8 protein-coding genes are annotated in these 15,792 nt (G+C 58.2%); all 8 read left to right on the forward strand.

Translation table 11 applies throughout. The features are described from left to right. Nucleotides 1-32: 32 nt before the first annotated feature. Genes NQ519_RS06820 through NQ519_RS06855 form a run of 8 tightly spaced genes read left to right on the forward strand, consistent with a single transcriptional unit; the run spans nucleotide 33 to nucleotide 15,771 of the window. On the forward strand, nucleotides 33-3,083 hold the full coding sequence (locus NQ519_RS06820; protein WP_083871154.1) for a SusC/RagA family TonB-linked outer membrane protein: 3,051 nt from the start codon (nucleotides 33-35) through the stop codon (nucleotides 3,081-3,083). A 4-nt stretch (nucleotides 3,084-3,087) separates the two neighbouring features. Further along, entirely contained in the window at nucleotides 3,088-4,791 is a 1,704-nt protein-coding gene (locus NQ519_RS06825) for a RagB/SusD family nutrient uptake outer membrane protein (protein ID WP_019151918.1), read from the forward strand. Nucleotides 4,792-4,837: 46 nt separating this feature from the next. After that, a complete protein-coding gene (locus NQ519_RS06830; RefSeq protein ID WP_019151917.1) occupies nucleotides 4,838-5,410 on the forward strand; it encodes a DUF1735 domain-containing protein in 573 nt (190 codons plus the stop codon). Nucleotides 5,411-5,424: 14 nt separating this feature from the next. Continuing rightward, entirely contained in the window at nucleotides 5,425-7,383 is a 1,959-nt protein-coding gene (locus tag NQ519_RS06835) for an FG-GAP repeat domain-containing protein (protein ID WP_019151916.1), read from the forward strand. 18 nt (nucleotides 7,384-7,401) lie between these two features. Beyond that, entirely contained in the window at nucleotides 7,402-9,147 is a 1,746-nt protein-coding gene (locus NQ519_RS06840) for a glycoside hydrolase family 32 protein (protein WP_019151915.1), read from the forward strand. Nucleotides 9,148-9,166: 19 nt separating this feature from the next. Then, nucleotides 9,167-10,942, forward strand: coding sequence for an L-fucose isomerase (locus NQ519_RS06845; protein WP_019151914.1), 1,776 nt, complete (start codon nucleotides 9,167-9,169; stop codon nucleotides 10,940-10,942). 34 nt (nucleotides 10,943-10,976) lie between these two features. Continuing rightward, on the forward strand, nucleotides 10,977-14,126 hold the full coding sequence (locus tag NQ519_RS06850) for a SusC/RagA family TonB-linked outer membrane protein (RefSeq protein WP_019151913.1): 3,150 nt from the start codon (nucleotides 10,977-10,979) through the stop codon (nucleotides 14,124-14,126). 19 nt (nucleotides 14,127-14,145) lie between these two features. Further along, on the forward strand, nucleotides 14,146-15,771 hold the full coding sequence (locus NQ519_RS06855) for a RagB/SusD family nutrient uptake outer membrane protein (protein WP_019151912.1): 1,626 nt from the start codon (nucleotides 14,146-14,148) through the stop codon (nucleotides 15,769-15,771). The last annotated feature ends 21 nt before the right edge of the window (nucleotides 15,772-15,792 follow it).

Raw genomic sequence — 15,792 nt, forward strand, 5'->3', positions numbered from 1 at the left:
CGGACCATGTGTAACCAATAGCAACCAATTCGATGAATAAACATAAAAACAACCTCAGAACCACGATATGCGGCGCCTTAACGGGCCTGATGCTGCTGGCAGGCGGCCAGGTCTATGCACAACGCACCGCACAGGGACATGTCGTGGACGAATCGGGTTTCCCGATCGCAGGCGCCATCGTCACAGCCGGCAGCAAAACGGCGACAACGGACAACAAAGGACGGTTCCGCATCGAGGACGCCACCTCCCTGCGGATCGAAATGCCGGGGTACATGCCCCAGATCCTCGATCGCCTTTCGGACAAGATGACCGTCACGCTGAAAGAGGACGATCTTCAACGCAGCCTTTCGACCCCTGCCGGCATCCGCAGCCGGTTTGGGATGGCATCCGCCGTTTCGACCATACAGGGCGACGAGCTGAACGACGAATTCGTATCGAATGCGGGCCGGATACTCTCCGGCAAGCTCCCCGGACTGACCGTAGAACAAACCTCCGGCGAACCGGGCAACGATTCCCCCGTATTCTATATCCGCGGCCTCGGTTCGTGGAACACCAGCAAGCCGCTGATCTACGTCGATGGGTTCGAAGCCCCGATGGACCGTCTTTCCCCCACGGAAATCGAGTCCATATCCGTACTCAAAGACGCCGGAGCGCTGGCCCAGTTCGGAATAAAGGGAGCCAACGGCGTGATCTGGATTACGACCAAACGCGGTTCGATCGGGAAACCCAAGGTGAAAGTAAGTCTCAACCAGGGATGGCAGGAAGCGGTATCGCTGCCCAAGTTCATCGACTCGTACACCTATGCCTCCCTTTACAACGAAGCGGTCAGCAACGATCTCGGCAGATGGAACCCATACTACACCGAAGCACAGCTCAATGCCTATAAGAACGGGAACGACGGCACGATCGAACATTACGACCAACTCTATCCAAACGTAAACTGGCACGACGAGGTGCTTCGCTCCTTCGCCCCGGCAACCAACGCCGATGTCAGTTTCTCCGGGGGGAGCAAAACGGTGCGTTATTTTCTGGCCCTGGGTTACCAGAACATCGACGGTCTGTACAAAAACACCGACAAGGACCGCGATGTGAACTCCAATCTCAATTTCCAGAAATTCAACTACCGGGCGAACATCGACGCCCGGCTGGGAAAGATTTTCGACGTTGCAGCATCGGTGGGCGGCGACATTTCCGACCGCTACACCCCCAACTATTCGACCGAAACCCTCTGGACCAACATGGTGAAATACCCCGCCAATGCCTTTCCGGCCCGGACTCCCGGCGGATACGGCGGCACGGTCATCTATCCCGACAACCCGATCGGATCGGTGCTGGAAACGGGATTCCGGCATTTCCACTACCGGAATGTGCAGGCTACCGTCACCATCGGGGAAGATCTGAGTTTCATCACCAAAGGCCTGCGGCTGACGGAGACAATCTCGCTCTACAATCACCAAGGCCAGTATTACTACAAGACGAAAGACTATCAGCGTTTTGCACCCTACATCTCCGATGGCGCGCTCCAATATTCCACCATAGGCACGCAGGACACCGATTTCACCATCTCCAACACCGGCAACAACCGCAATGCGGCCCAAAGCCGGCTCAACACGGAAATCGCGCTGACCTATGAACGGGAGTTCGGCAAGCACCGTGTATCGGGCTCATTCGGTTATCACGGCGACAAATACACCATAGAGGGGACCCAGGTGCCGACCTACACCCGCGGATTCTCCGGCCACTTCAATTACAGCTACGATTCGCGGTATTTCGCAGAGATCGGATATGCCGTCAACGGCATGTCGCCCTACTCCCCGAAAGACAACATCGGATGGTTCCCCTCCCTTTCGCTGGCATGGGTGGCCTCCAACGAAAAATTCCTGAAAGAAAACGACTGGATCGACTATCTGAAAGTGAGAGGCTCGGTAGGACTGATCGGAATGGCCGACCTGGAGACAGCATCCAACTACTTCATGTACCAGCAGTACTACAAGAGCAAGGATATCGGCCCCTGCTTCGGCTGGGAAGGAACCGCCGCGATGAACGCACTCTACGAATACTACATCGCCAATCCCGACGCTTCCTGGGAAAAGCTCCTGCGTACGAACATCGGAATCGACGGACGCTTCTTCTCCGAGCGGCTGAATGTTTCGATCGACGTATTCTACGACCGGCGTTACGACATCCTCACGAAAGCCAATGTCCCGGAGTATTTCGGCATCCTCTCGGATACGAACATCAATCAGGGCAAAACTTCCAACCGCGGTGTCGAAATCAGTCTCGATTGGAGCGACCGGATCGGTGAATTCTCGTATTACGTCAATCCTATTTTCTCGTTCGCCCGCAACAAGATCATCAACATGAACGAAGCCCCGACCGCTTACGCATACCAGCGCCGGACAGGCCATCCTATCGGAACGTTCAACGTGCTGCAAGCCGACGGGCTGTTCCAGTCATGGGACGAAATCAACGCTCCCGGAGCGCCCCAATCGCTCTATGCCGACGTACAGCCGGGCGACATCCGTTATATGGACCTGAACAAGGACGGCTATATCGACGACAACGACATCGCCTACCAGGCAGGACATTACACGGCCGTTCCCGAGATCACCTACGGCATCACCCTCGGTGCGGCTTACAAGGGTTTCGACCTCAAAATCTCCGGCTACGGAGCCGCCCATCGCACCATAGGCGTGATGAATACCCGGAACAACGCCTTCCAGAACGGTACCGGCAACGTCACCGAATGGGCGCTCGAACGCTGGGCCTACTATCCCGAACAGGGAATCGACACCCGTAAGAGCGCCACCTATCCGCGTCTTTCCGCCGGTTCCAACACCCACAACTGGCAGAATTCGACCTTCTGGCTGCGCAACGGCAATTTCTTCCGCCTGAGCGACATCACGCTGGGCTACACCCTTCCCAGACATTTGCTCAGCAGGGTCGGGATCGACAAGATACGCCTCTATTTCACGGGCACCAACCTCTGCGCAGCAGACCATCTCAAAGCCGGAGACGCCGAAGTCCAAACGGGTTATCCGCTGATGAGAACATTCAAAATCGGGTTGAATCTTAACTTCTGACAGCATGAAACTGACCATATCCATCAAAACGATACGCATGGCTCTTGCCGGACTGGCCGTGCTCTCCATGTCCGCCTGCGAAGGCTTGTTACCCGACAACAAGGTAGACCTCGATCTGACCGACAAAAACGCCTCGCAAGCATATACCAATCTCAAAAGCCAGGGGATGATGCTCTACGATTACCTCCCCACGGGTTACAACCGGATCGACGGAGCCATGCTCGCCGCAGCGACAGACGAGGCGGACCACGCCCCGATCGGGTCCGACATCGAGAAATTCCAGCTCGGCACGTGGAACGCCGTCACCAATCCGGACAATAATTGGAGCGACTGCTACCGGGCCATCCGGCTTTCCGCCCTGTTCCTCCAAAACAGCGAGAACTACGAAACGATCATCCTGCGCGATACCTCCACGGCCTCGAAGCTCAACACCTACAAAACCCAATGCGCCGACCTGAAAGCGCTGCGGGCAGAGGCGCGCATACTCAACGCCTACATGTATTTCGAACTGCTGAAACGATTCGGCGGTGTGCCGCTCATCGACAAACTTTACAGTCTGGAATCGCATCCGGACATGGAGCGAAGCACCTACGATCAGGTAGTAACGCACATCGTCGGGGAGATCGACGACGTGCTGGACAACGACGAACTGGAAGACGACTGGTATGCCTACGACCAGAAACAGTACGGCCGCTTCACGCAGGGTGCCGCTCTTGCGCTGAAATCACGCATTCTGCTTTACCGGGCCAGCCCGCAGAACAATCCCTCGGGCGACACGGAGCGTTGGAAAGAGGCTGCGCAGGCCGCCCACGACCTGATCGAGCTCTCCAAATACACACTGGAAGGCAATTACGGCAATCTGTTTTCCGGTACGACCTCGCACCAGAGCAAAGAGGTGATCCTCGCCTACATGACCGGTGCGAACAACACGCCCGAAACGGACAATTATCCCATCTCCACGAACGGCGGCAAGACCGGAACCTGTCCTTCGGCCAATCTGGTGGACGCCTATGAAAATGCGGACGGAACCCCCTTCGACTGGAATTCGCTGACGCCGGGAGACGATCCCTACGCCGGACGTGACCCGAGACTGCAATACAGCATCGTCGTGAACGATTCGCAATGGAACGGACGCACCATGCAATGCTACGACGGGGGAGCGGACGGCAGCGGCGTGACGCAGGCGACGACCACCGGATATTATCTGAAAAAATTCCTGACCGACGGACTCGACCTCGAAAAAAACCAGACCTCCGTTCACTCCTGGATTTTGTTCCGCTACGCCGAGATTCTCCTGAACTATGCCGAAGCGATGAATGAAGCCTACGGACCCGACACCGATCCGTTCGGAGACGGCAAAACAGCCCGCTGGGCCGTGAACGAGGTGAGGGGCCGCGTCGGGATGCCGCCCGTAACGGCATCGGACGAGACGGAGATGCGCAACCGGATCAAACACGAACGCCGGATCGAACTGGCCTTCGAAGACCATCGGTTCTGGGACGTGCGGCGCTGGGGCAAGGCAGATGCCGAATCCGCCCTGGGAGTGCCCGTCAAGGGTGTAAGCATCACGAAAACCGAAACAGGGTTCACCTATGCAACCAAAATCGTCGGGACCCGCACGTTCCAGGAAAAAATGATGCTCTATCCGATTCCTCAAAGCGAGATTCTCCGGTCTGCCGGAAAAATCGAGCAGAATCCGGGCTGGTAACACCATACAAATAGCTTATTCACAGATACGTTATAAAGATTTACCCATGAAAAGAATTCTGATATTTCTCTGTACCATCGCATCGACTGCCGGCTATATTTCATGTTCCGATTCGGCAATCGGGGATGAATACGGTTCCACGCTGATCTACATGCCCCAGGCCACTCACAATCTCGGAACAGACAACAATCTCACGCTGAAATTGAGCAAGGAAGCGGTTACAGCCACCCCGAGCAAACGCACGCAGACGACGCTCGGCATCTACCGGGCCGGTACGGCGCCCAAGGAATCGGCGACCGTCGATCTGCTGATCGACAAGGACTCCCTCACCTCGGCCCAACAATACGCCCAGAGCGGAAATGCCGGAAGCAAATACGACATTTACAAGACGGGCGTACTGCTCGACAAGAAATACTACGACAAACTGCCGGAAACGCTGACCATTCCGAATGGCAGCCGCGAAGCGACGACACAACTTGTCCTGCACAATGCGGAAATATTCGCGGACTACCCTGTCGGCCAAATCCTGCTGCTGCCCGTTCGGATCGCAAATCCGACACGTTACACCCTGAACCATTCGCTGTCGCTAACCATGGTCGTCATCACACTGGCCGATTAATCGAAAACAAAACGATGAAAATTCCGATCAGATTCCTGCTTACGACGCTCCTCGGCCTGTGGACCGGGGCCTCCGTTCAGGCGGCCAACCCCGAAGTGCTGGAATGCCGCCTGCATGTAACCGGCATCGGGGATTTCGCCCTGCACAGCATCTCGGCCCGGATACTCGGGACAGCCTTTCTGGACGATCCGAAACACCCCGATCTGTTCATGCTCGGCGACAAATATTACAAGAACGAATGTTTCCGGTACAGTTGCGTGGACCGGGGAAAAGACGGCGTTCCCGTCTTCGAACGGAAAGAGCGGATAAAGTTACCCGACGGCGCTCTCGCCAAAATATGTATCCGCCAGCGCGGAAAACAAATCTATCTCTTCTGGTGCTCCGACAAAGAGCTGAAATACGCGGAATACGATGCGAAAAAGGCTGCATTCCTTGAAAAAGGCGCTCTTCCCCTGCCGGAAATGAAATGGAACCCGAAAAACATCACGGTCGAATTGCCGGACGACGGTTCGCTGCGGGTCAGTGCTTCCTGCACCATCGTATCGTCAACGAAAGCTCCGGGAAACTGGCGCGCGGCCGACTATTTCCCATACGACGGAACAGGCGTATGGCGAGGCCGTTTCGGTGCGGACGGATTCTTTTCATTCAATTACCCGAAATTCCCGAAAGGCACGGCCTCCGAACCGCAGTTCATCGCCGCCTCCGAGAAAGAGATCTTCGGGTCCTCGAACGGCATCGACGTGATCCGCTACCCGGGACAGGACGGGATCATCACCGGCTCGTCCTACGGAGGACTCTATTTTCTGAAGCGAAAGGCCGACGGAACCTGTGAACCCAAACGTCATATCGTGGATGAAACGTTCAATGCGCTGCGCCATCCGACCATTTGGCCGACGCCCGTCGTCTACCCGAACGAACAGGGAGAGTACGTGGATTTGCTCGCAACGGGCGAGGGCGGAGCGTTCTATTACCGCTTCACGGGGAAATTCGCCTCCGACGGACGACCCGTATATGACGATCCCGTCACCCTGAAAGAGAAAAACCCCGCTTTGTATGCCGGTTCGCTCGTCACCCCGACGCTCGTCGATTGGGACGGCGACGGCAAACTGGACATCGTTTGCGGCAATTCGGCAGGACACATTCTCTTTTTCCGCAACGCGGGCACGAACCGGAATCCCTCTTTCCGCTCGGGAACTTATTTGAAAGCCGGCAATGAGATCATCCACATTCAACCGGGTTACGGCGAGGACATCCAGGGGCCCGGCGAATCCCGATGGGGATATGTCGGCGCCAATGTATTCGACTGGAACAACGACGGGAAGCCCGACATCCTGACCAACGACTCGCGCGGCAAACATACCGTATTCATGCAGGGCGCGAACGGCCTGAAAGCGGGGAAATCCATCTATCTGAACGATCTCGAACTCCACGGCATGTGGCGCTGCCGTCCGGGCGTCGGGACAATGGCCGGCAAATACGTCTATTTCACGCTCGACGATCAGGATGAAATCCACCGCTACTTCCGGGAGGACGACTACAATCTCACCGACGGCGGCAAGATGAAACTGACCGACGGTTCGTCCGTCAAGGCCAACTGGCTCGAAGCCGGCGGCAAAGGGCGCCTGCGGTTCGAAATCGTGGATTGGGATGGCGACGGCATCAAGGACCTGCTGCTGGCGACCAATATGCACCACATGATCCCGGACACGATACGCGGCATACCTTGGAGCCGTCCCAAACCGCTCCGGGGAGCCACACTGCTATTCCTGCGCAATGCAGGCACAGAAGCGGACCCGGTCTTCGAATTTCCGAAACAGCTGAAATACAAGGGCGAACTCGTCCGTTTCGGACACCACGGCTGCGGAGCGTCCACCGGCATGATCGGTAAAATCACGGACGGGCTGCCCAACGTGGTAGTCGGCGACGAACGCGGAAGCATCTACCTTCTGGAACGCGAGCATTTAAGCTGGTAAAACAGATACAGCCGCAACATGAAGAATACCGATATAAAACAAATCGCGCTTTTCCTCATCGTACTGACGACCCTTCTTCCGGGACTTTCGGCGACAGCTCAGCAAACGCCTGCCGCCGACAGGGTCACGATGTACACGTTCAGCGACGGATTATCCGACCAGCTGCAAGAGCTGGCCGGAAATCCGCTTCTGCACCGCTATGCTCAAACGCGGGAACGACTTTCGTCGGGCAAATACCGCCCGCTCTACCACTTCTCCGCCCCGGAAGGGCGGCTGAACGACCCCAACGGACTCTGCTATTGGAACGGCAACTGGCATCTGTTCTACCAGGCGTATCCCATCGAGAATCCCATTGCCCATTGGGGCCACGCTTACAGTCCCGACCTGATCCATTGGAAAGACCTTCCGATCGCCATCGCCCCTTCCATCGAAGAACGGGTATATTCAGGTTCGACGCTGATTCAGGGCGACAGCGTCATCGCCATGTACCGGGGTGTCGGGCAGGGGGAGATGGTCGCTGTCTCGCGCGACCCCCTGCTGCTGAACTGGCGCAAACCGGCAGCCAATCCCGTCATTCCGGATCTCGATCCCGAAAAGGAACAGCCGGTCTTCGCCCGGGGCGGCGACCCGTTTCTGTGGTACTGCGACAAGCACTATTACGCCATATTGGGCGGTTACTCGGACTCCGGTCCCGGCGGCAAACGCATGTTTGCCGAATACCTCTACCGCTCGCCCGATCTTCTCCGCTGGGAGTATCTCCATCCGTTCATCGACACCGATCCCTATGCTTTCGTGGGCGACGACGGAGCCTGTCCCTACTTTTATCCCATCGGTAACGGAGGCGAGCACATCCTCCTTCATTTCAGCCACAAAAGCGGAGGCAAATACCTGATCGGCAACTACGACACACAGCGTCAGAAGTTCATCGTCACGGACGGAGGAAATTTCAACCACGGACCCGCCAAAGGAGGAGGCATACATGCACCATCGGCCTGCCCGGACGGAAAAGGGGGTATCGTCGTCCTGTTCAACACGAATCCGGGATTCCCCCGCAAAGACGATTTTTCCGAGATGATGACCCTTCCGCGCCTTCTGACATGGGAGGAAGGCGCCCTGCGCGTCCGTCCCTGGGACGCCGTGGAATCGCTGCGCCGCGATCACATTCGGCTGGAACATATCGCCGTGCCCGCCAATCAGGAAACCATACTGGACGGAATAACGGGAGATGCCCTGGAAATTTCGATGGAAATAGACCTCGGGAAAACAAAAACTTTCGAACTGTCCGTCCTCCGCTCCCCGGACGGACAGGAACACACCCGGATTCTTTTCCAACGTGACATGGGAAAACCGACCCGGGAATACGAAAACCACACGCCCACCAGTACCATCACAATAGACAATACCCACGGTTCACGTTCCCCTCTTTTCGCATCCCGGCCCCCGGAAACGGCCGAATTGTCATTCGCCAAAGGAGAAAAACTGAAACTGCGGGTGTTCATCGACCGAAGCATCGTCGAAGTTTTCGTCAACGACCGGCAAAGCGTTACGCTGCGAACCTATCCCGAGCGGGACGACAGCAAGGGAATCTCGGTCCGCACCACAGGCAACAGTGCCGAAATACTTTCGCTCGACGCCTGGCGGATGGAAAGCATCTGGACCGATGCGTCCCGGCAGACACGAAGATCCGCCGATGGAACCCGATCGCAGCAATCTGCCGACAGACTTCCAACTCACGAAATTCATAAAACTTACAAAAACAGATAAAATCTTAAAACGTACAATCATGAAAAATTCACATCCCAAAATCGGTATCCGTCCGATCATCGACGGCCGCCGCGGCGGTATCCGCGAATCCCTCGAAGAGATGACCATGGGCATGGCCCTGAGCGTTGCGAAACTCTATGCCGCGAAACTGCGCTATGCCGACGGAGCACCCGTCGAATGCGTCATCGCCGACACGACGATCGGCGGCGTGGCCGAAGCGGCCGCCGCGACCGACAAATTCCGCGACAACAACGTCGGAGCCGTCCTCTCGGTGACCCCCTGCTGGTGCTACGGCTCCGAAACCATCGACATGGACCCGCTGATGCCCAAAGCCATCTGGGGCTTCAACAAGACCCAGCGTCCGGGAGCCGTCTACCTCGCCTCGGCGCTGGCCGGACACAACCAGAAAGGGCTGCCCGCATTCGGCATCTACGGCTCCGAAGTGCAGGAGCAGGACGACAACAGCATCACCCCCGACGTGGAGGAAAAGCTGCTGCGCTTCGGCCGCGCGGCCGTCGCCGTCATGGAGATGCGCGGCAAATCCTACCTCTCGATCGGCTCCGTGTCGATGGGCATCGCCGGTTCGATGCCCGATCCCGACTTCTTCCAGGAGTATCTGGGCATGCGCAACGAAGCCGTCGATTGCTCAGAGATCGCGCGCCGCATCGAACTGGGCATCTATGACAAGGAAGAGTTCGAACGGGCTATGGCCTGGGTCGAAAAGCACTGCAAGACGCACGAAGGCGAGGACCTCAACCCGGAACACCTCCGCTATTCGCGCGAAAAGAAAGACGAGGTGTGGGAGTATGTGGTCAAGATGACGATGATCTTCCGCGACCTGATGGTCGGCAATCCGAAACTCGCCGAAATGGGCTTCGAAGAGGAGGCCGCCGGGCACAACGCCATCGCCGGAGGTTTCCAGGGCCAGCGCCAGTGGACCGACTTCCGCCCCGACGGCGACTTCTCGGAGGCCATCCTCAACACGTCGTTCGACTGGAACGGCATCCGCGAAGCCTACACCTTCGCCACCGAAAACGACACGCTGAACGGCGTTTCGATGCTCTTCATGCACCTGCTGACCAATCAGGCGCAGCTTTTCTCCGACGTACGCACCTATTGGAGCCCCGAAGCCGTAGAGCGCGCCACGGGCAGGAAACTGACGGGCAAGGCCGCGAACGGCATCATCCACCTGATCAACTCGGGAAGCAGCACGCTGGACGCCTCGGGCGCGATGTCCGACGCCGAGGGCAACCCCGTGATGAAACCTTTCTGGGAGATCACCGAACAGGAGGCCGAACGATGCCTCGAAGCGACGACCTGGCACCCGGCCGGCCGCGAATACATGCGCGGCGGCGGTTTCTCGTCGAAGTTCTTCACGCGCGGCGACATGCCGGTGACGATGTGCCGCCTGAACCTGATAAAAGGCCAGGGTCCGGTGCTGCAAATCGCCGAAGGGTGGGCCGTGAACGTCGATCGGGCGATCTTCGAGCACATCGACAAACGCACCGACCCCTCGTGGCCCACAACCTATTTCGCACCCCGGCTGACGGGCAAGGGAGCTTTCAAGAGCGTCTACAACGTGATGAACAACTGGGGTGCCAACCACGGGGCCATCACCTACGGACACGTCGGAGCCGACCTCATCACGCTCGCCTCGATGCTCCGCATCCCGGTCTGCATGCACAACATCGACGAGGAGAAGATCTTCCGTCCCTCGGCCTGGGCCGCCTTCGGCTCCGACCCCGAAGGGTCCGACTACCGCGCCTGCAACAACTACGGACCCGTCTACCGTTAACCGACCCACAACCCAAACCTACAACCATCGACCTATGAAACCCATACAGATGATATGCCGCGCCGTGCTGCTGCTCCTGCTCCTCGCAGGAGGCAGCCCGACGCCGCTATCGGCCCAGACACCTCGCAAAGTCGAAGGCAAGGTGACCAATCCGGGCAAACAGCCCATCGCCGGAGCCGTCGTCCTCGTGAAGGGAACGACCCGCGGAACGACCACGCTCGGCGACGGCAGCTACTCCATCCAGGCGTCGGCGCGCGACGTGCTGGTATTCTCGCTGCTGGGCTACGCCGAACAGGAGGTCGCCGTAAACAACCGCACGCGCATCGACGTCACCCTCGAAGAGTCGGCCAGCGCCATCGACGAAGTCGTCATCGAAATCGGCTACGGCGGACAGGCCCGCAAAGACATCACCGGAACGCTGAGCAGCGTGAAGATGGAGGATCTGGTGAAAGCCCCGGTCATGAACTTCGATCAGGCTCTCCAGGGACGCCTGGCCGGAGTCTCGGTCTCGTCGTCCGACGGACAGCCCGGAGCCGAAATGGACATCGTCATCCGCGGCGCCAATTCGCTCACCCAAAGCAACGCACCGCTCTACGTCATCGACGGATTCCCGATCGAGGACTTCTCGAACGCCGCCATCAACTCGGCGGACATCGCCTCGATCACGGTGCTGAAAGACGCCTCGGCGACGGCTATCTACGGAGCCCGCGGCGCCAACGGCGTCATCATCATCGAGACGAAAAAGGGTGTGGAGGGCAAGCCCGTCATCACCTACTCGGGAACCTACGGATTCCAGACCGTGACCAAGAAGATGGACATGATGGACGCCTACGATTTCGTCATGTACCAGATCGAGCGCCAGCCGTCGAGCGTTGACACCTATCTGAACAACCTCGACCGCACGCTCGAAGACTACAAGCGGATGGGGCAGGGGATCGACTGGCAGGACAAGCTCTTCCGCAACGCGGCCATCCACATGCACAACCTCTCGATGACCGGAGGCACGAAGCAGACCAAGTATGCCGTTTCGCTTTCGATGGCCGACCAGAAGGGCGTGATCCTCAACTCGGGATACGAGAAGTATCAGGGCCGCATCTCGCTGACCCAGCAGCTGAACAAGAACGCCAAGGTGACCGTCAACGCCAGCTACATGGGCGACAAGACCTACGGACAGACCTCGTCTTCCGCCCTGACGACGAGCAACGCCTATGCCTCGTACCTGATGTACCGCACATGGGCCTACCGCCCGGTCATCACCAATGTCAACTCGGAGGAGGAGCTTTTCGACGACTATTTCGACGGCAACAACTCCTCGACGATGAACCCCATCCTGTCGAGCAAGAACGAAGACAAGGTCACGCGCAAGCAGACCTTCATCTCCAATGCCAAGCTGGATTACAACCTGCACAAAAACCTTCGTCTGAGCATCAGCGGCGGCTATTCGCGCTTCCTCACCGAGGCCACCGAGTTCAACAACTCCAAGACCTACAAGGGCTATCAGACGCTCACCAACTCAAAGGGCGTCAACGGCTCGGTGCTGAATACGAACCGGACCGACTGGATGAACGAGAACATGTTGACCTACAAGAAGGACTGGAAAAACGGCCGCCACAAACTCAACGCCGTGGCCGGATTCACGATGCAGGGCAGCAGCCAGCGGCGCTTCGGCTATTCGAGCATGCAGATCCCCAACGAGTCGCTCGGCATCAGCGGCATCGACGACGGTCTGCCCGACTCGATGACGGCGCTGCTGACGGAGAATTACCTCATGTCGTGGCTCGGACGCATCAATTACAGCTTCCGGTCGCGCTACATGTTCACCGTTTCGTTCCGCGCCGACGGATCGTCGAAGTTCTCTCCCGACAACCGCTGGGGCTATTTCCCCTCGGGAGCCTTCGCATGGCGTCTGGGCGAGGAGAAGTTCATGCGCCGCCTGCGCTTCATCGACGACGCCAAACTGCGCATCAGCTACGGTGTCACCGGCAACAACCGCATCGGCGACTACTCGGTGCACCCGTCGCTGACCCTTTCGGACTATTATTCGTTCAACAACGGCCAGCCCGCCGACGCCATCGTCACCAGCAGTCTGGGCAATCAGGACCTGATCTGGGAGAGCACCGAGCAGGTCGATGCCGGGCTGGATCTGCGCCTCTTCAAGAACCGCATCAGCCTGACGGTGGACTGGTACCAGAAGAAGACCCGCGACCTGCTGCTGAACGCCAATCTGCCTTACAGTTCGGGATACCGCTCGGTCTACAAGAACATCGGCAAGGTTCGCAACCGCGGACTGGAAATCTCTCTGAGCACGGTGAACGTCAAGACGCGCCGCTTCGAGTGGAGCTCCGATTTCAACATCAGCTTCAACCGCAGCCGGGTGCTGGCGCTCTCCGAGGGCGAAGAGAACTACCTCTCGAAAATCAGCTTCACGGGCGACTTCAACTCCACCTATCTCTATCTGGCCAAAGTCGGACAGCCCGTCGCGCAGTTCTACGGCATCGAATGGGCCGGGGTCTACGGCTACGAGGATTTCGATCAGGACGCCGCAGGCAACTACACGCTGAAAAAGGGCGTCGCCACCAACGGCAACGACCGCAGCTCGATCCAGCCCGGCGACATCAAATACGTCGATCAGAACGGCGACGGCGTGGTCAACGATCAGGACATGGTGGTCATCGGGCGCTGCGAGCCGATCCACATGGGCGGATTCAACAACAACTTCACCTACAAGAACCTGAGTCTGAACGTCTTCTTTCAATGGCGCTACGGCTCCGACGTGATGAACGCCAACCGCATCATCTTCGAAGGCAACTACGCCAACAAATCCATCAACCAGTACAAGAGTTACGTAGACCGCTGGTCGCCGACGAACACCGACAGCAAGAACTTCCGCGTCGGCGGCCGAGGCCCTGCGGGCGTATACAGTTCACGGACCATCGAGGACGGCTCGTTCCTGCGGCTGAAAACCCTTCAGCTGAGTTACACCCTGCCCAAGAAGTTCACCCGGAAGATCCATCTGAACCAGGTGCAGGTCTTCATCGCCGGGCAGAATCTCTGGACCTGGACCTCCTATTCGGGCCTCGACCCCGAGGTCTCGACCCGCAATTCGGCCCTGACACCCAATTTCGACTACTCGGCCTATGCCCGCAACCGGATTTACACGGCCGGCATCAAGGTCACTTTCTAACCTAACGGAGCCTACGGATATGAAAAAGAACACCATCTTATTAAGCCTCTGCATACTGTTCCTGGCCTCGTGCAGCCTGCTGGACACCGAGCCGCAGGATTTCGTCACCCCGTCGAACTACTACAACAACGAAACCGAAATGAACACGGCGCTCAACGGGGTCTATGCCACGCTGGCCAACACGACGCTCTACGGCGGCAACCTGCTGGGCCGCATGGGGCTGTCTGCCGACATCGGTTACGAAAGCTACTCCTCGGACTACGGTTCGGTGGGCGACTACGATGTTTCGCCCGCCGACGCCAAGATCCTCACCTTCTGGCGCGACCTCTACGACGGAATCGGCCGGGCCAACATGCTCATCAAATACATCGACAAGCCGCAGCTCGACGAAGCCACCCGCAACAACATCTACGGGCAGGCGCTCTTTCTGCGGGCCTACTACCACTTCCTGCTGGTCGTCCGGTTCCACAACATCCCGCTGATCCTCAGCGTCCCCGAAGACGGCAACCGCGAGAGCGTGCAGACGCCGCAGAGCAGCACGCGCGACGTTTACCTGCAAATCATCAAGGACATGGAGGAAGCGGCTCCGCTGGTCCGCACGGCCGCCGAATTGCAGTCGCCGGGCCGTGTCAGCCAATCGACCGTCTACGGAATGCTGGCGCGCGTGGCCCTCTACATGGCGGGCTACCCCGTGAAGGAGCCGGGAATGTACGCCAAGGCCAAGGAGTACGCCCAGAAAGTCATCGACACGGGAAGCCATGCGATGAACGCCTCCTACGAGCAGGTCTTCATCAACTACATCCAAGACAAGTACGATGCGGGCGAAAGCCTTTTCGAAGTGGAGTTCTGGGGCACGAACGAGGGGACCTACACCACGACGGCCGGCATGGTAGGCCGCAACAACGGCATCGGCTGTTCAAGCACGAACATCATCGGCGACACCGGGAAATCGGTCGTCGATCTCTTCGGCTACTCCATCGGCGCGATCCGCACGACGCCCTATTTCTTCACGCTCTTCGAGACCGGCGACCTGCGGCGCGACTGGACCATCGCACCCTTCACCTACAACACGACGACGGGCACCAAGACCGAACAAACGTCGAATATCTGGGTTCGCTATTGCGGCAAATTCCGCCGCGAATACGAACTCAGCCAACCGCGATCGACCAACTACACGCCCATCAATTTCCCGCTGCTGCGCTACTCCGACATCCTGCTGATCTGGGCCGAAGGCGTCGCCGCCGACCCCGACAACCACAGCGCCGACGACCTGAAACAAGCCTACGAATATGTCAACCAGGTGCGCCGCCGCGGCTTCGGAAAAGACATCGGCACGCCGGATGCGAGCGTCGATCTCGAAACGGGCGACAAAAGCTACCTGTTGGAGGCCATCAAGGACGAGCGGCCGCGCGAACTGGGCTTCGAGCTGCTCCGCAAGGACGACATCGTGCGCTGGGGCGAATTCTACGACCGGATGCGCTACGCCCGCAGCCTCGCGGCGGCCATTCCCGACAGTTACACCTCCTCGTACTACGTAAACGCCCGGCGCACCTACAACAACGTCAACCGCCGCGACGAGATATGGCCGATCCCCACCTACGAACTGGGTGTCAACCGTGCGCTGGTCCAGAACCCCGGATGGTAGCATCCGAACAATCAAACGATT

Origin of the sequence: Alistipes senegalensis JC50 (genome assembly GCF_025145645.1) — a bacterium.
Lineage (GTDB): Bacteria > Bacteroidota > Bacteroidia > Bacteroidales > Rikenellaceae > Alistipes > Alistipes senegalensis.